Source organism: Erwinia sp. MYb416, from assembly GCF_037479575.1.
GTDB lineage: Bacteria > Pseudomonadota > Gammaproteobacteria > Enterobacterales > Enterobacteriaceae > Erwinia > Erwinia rhapontici.
Map to the genome: position 1 here is coordinate 831 of NZ_JBBGYT010000127.1, position 1740 is coordinate 2570.

The 1740-nt window shown below is 54.2% G+C and carries 3 protein-coding genes; all 3 read left to right on the forward strand.

Features of this window, described 5'->3' with window-relative positions; translation table 11 throughout:
- Positions 1-447, forward strand: a 447-nt coding sequence (locus WH277_RS01200) for a flagellar hook-basal body complex protein (protein WP_339503895.1), incomplete at its 5' end; no start/stop codon positions are given.
- 2 nt (positions 448-449) lie between these two features.
- Entirely contained in the window at positions 450-1181 is a 732-nt protein-coding gene (locus WH277_RS01205) for a flagellar basal body rod protein FlgF (protein ID WP_339456183.1), read from the forward strand.
- A gap of 20 nt (positions 1182-1201) precedes the next feature.
- On the forward strand, positions 1202-1740 hold a 539-nt coding region (locus WH277_RS01210), incomplete at its 3' end, for a flagellar hook-basal body complex protein (protein ID WP_339503897.1).

Sequence of the window (1740 nt, forward strand, 5' to 3'; positions counted from 1 at the left end):
GAGGCGCTGAATATTAACCTCAGCTACAGCGGCAGCAGCCAGTACGGTTCTGATTTCTCGGTAAACAAAAATAGCCCTGATGGCTATCAGTCCGGTGAAAAGACCGGCCAGCAAATTGATGACGACGGCATGGTGTATGCCACCTTCAGCAACGGCCAGCGCCTGTTACAGGGGCAGATGGTACTGGCTAACTTTACTAACCCGGATGGTCTGCAAGCGACCGACGGTACCTCATGGCAGCAAACCAACAGTTCCGGTGCGCCGTTGCTGGGTGCGCCGAAGTCGGGGATGTACGGCACGATTAAATCTGCGGCACTGGAGTCATCAAACGTTGATCTGACGTCGGAGCTGGTGGGGTTGATGTCGGCACAGCGTAACTATCAGGCGAATACGAAAGTCATCTCGACCAACGATCAGATGATGAACGCACTGTTCCAAGCCTTGTAATTATGGATCGTCTCATTTTTACCGCCGTGAGCGGCGCAAATCGCAGTCTGAACCAGCAGATGATCCATGCCAATAATCTTGCGAATGCCAATACCGAGGGCTTTCGTGCCGATCTGGAGCGGGCGAACAGCCAGCCAGTGGCGGGCTATGGCTATAACAGCCGCTATCAGGTTAACAGCCAGAATGGCGGCATCAATATGGCTAATGCGGCACTGCAGGAAACCGGGCGTGAACTGGATATTGGTATCAAAGGGGATGGACTGATCGCCCTGCGTGACGGGCAGCGAGAAATTTATACCCGTAATGGTCATATCGAGATGGACGAGAGCGGCAATCTGACGGTCAACGGTAAGCCCGTACTGGGCGAAACGGGGCCCATTCAGCTGGCACCCTTTTCCGAGGTCGCTATCGGTGATGACGGCACGATTACCGTTATTCCTGAAAACGGCGATCTGGAGGCCGCGATGGATGTTGACCGGATCAAACTGGTCGATGTGTCGGCTAATCGTCTGCGCAAGAACAATGATGGTTTTCTGGTCAGTACTCGCCGGACGGAGCCGCGCAATGAGAGCGTTCAGATCGCCAGTGAGCATCTGGAAACCAGTAACGTCTCAGCCATTAATGAAATGGTGGCGACTGTTTCCCTCAGTCGTCAGTTTGAAGCCCAGATAAAAATGATGAAAGCGGCTGACACTCTGGCACAGGCGGGTAACCGCCTGATCCGTGGCAGCTAACCGATGAAGGAACAGCAAAAATGAATCCCGCATTATGGATCAGTAAAACCGGGCTGGCGGCACAGGATGCCAAAATGGCCGCAATTTCCAATAACCTGGCCAACGTGAATACCACCGGATTTAAGCGTGACCGCGTGGTCTTTGAGGATCTGTTCTATCAAAACCAGCGTGCGCCAGGTGTGGCGCTGGATCAGAACAATACGACGCCTGGCGGCATCCAGTTCGGTAGCGGGGTAAAAATCCTCGGCACGGAAAAATCGTTTACCACGGGATCGGTACAGGTGACCTCGAAAGAGCTGGATGTCGCGATCACCGGGCAGGGCTTTTTCCAAATCGAAACGGCCAGCGGTGATATTGCCTACACCCGCGCCGGGAACCTGAGGATTAACGCCGACGGCGTGTTAACTAACGCACAGGGATTGCCGCTGGTGCCGGGGATTGAATTGCCGCAGGGCACCAAAAGTATTGGCATTGCGAAAGATGGCACGGTTACCGCCCAGGTGGGAGGGGAAAGTGAACCCGCCGAACTCGGGCAAATAACCCTGGTGAACTTTATCAA

Coding starts and splice junctions, on each gene's coding strand:
- WH277_RS01205 (WP_339456183.1), top strand. CDS start 450: ATGGATCGTCTCATTTTTACCGCCGTGAGCGGCGCAAATCGCAGTCTG.